Origin of the sequence: Pseudomonas sp. HY7a-MNA-CIBAN-0227, assembly GCF_040310325.1 — a bacterium.
Taxonomy (GTDB): domain Bacteria; phylum Pseudomonadota; class Gammaproteobacteria; order Pseudomonadales; family Pseudomonadaceae; genus Aquipseudomonas.
Genome location: NZ_JBEOPT010000043.1, coordinates 1 through 442, shown reverse-complemented (window position 1 = coordinate 442; position 442 = coordinate 1). Strand labels below are relative to the sequence as shown.

The 442-nt window shown below is 59.0% G+C and carries 1 pseudogene; it reads right to left on the bottom strand.

The annotated features are described in order from the left end of the window. Positions 1 to 442 (bottom strand): annotated as a pseudogene (locus tag AAEZ06_RS26880) (type IV secretion protein Rhs); the annotation flags it as partial.

Sequence of the window (442 nt, the reverse complement as noted above, 5' to 3'; positions counted from 1 at the left end):
AGCTGGCCGCAGTGGTCGTAGCCATAGCGCAAGGTGCCCCAGCCTTGGTGCTCGGCCGTGAGGCGGTTCTGAATGTCGTATTCGTAATTGAGCGGCCAGTGGCCGTCGTCGACGCTGAGCAGATTGCCGAGGCGGTCGTAGGTGTAATCGACAATGCTGCGGTCGGGCAGGGTTTTTCTGACGAGTCTGCCGGCACTATCGCGCTCATATCGGGTAACCAGCTGACTGTCATCATCGCCGTACTCGGTCTTCTCCAGCAGATGGCCGTTAAGGTCGTAGGTATACCCGGTGCGCCGGCCATCAAAGCCGGTCTCCTGCTGGATCAACCCGTTGGCGTGGTAGGCGAGCTGATAGGTTTCGCCAATCTCGTTTTCGATTTCGGTCAGCAGCAGCCGGGTGTTGTCGTAGCGGTACTTGAGAAGCGTGCCGTCAGGGTTGATTC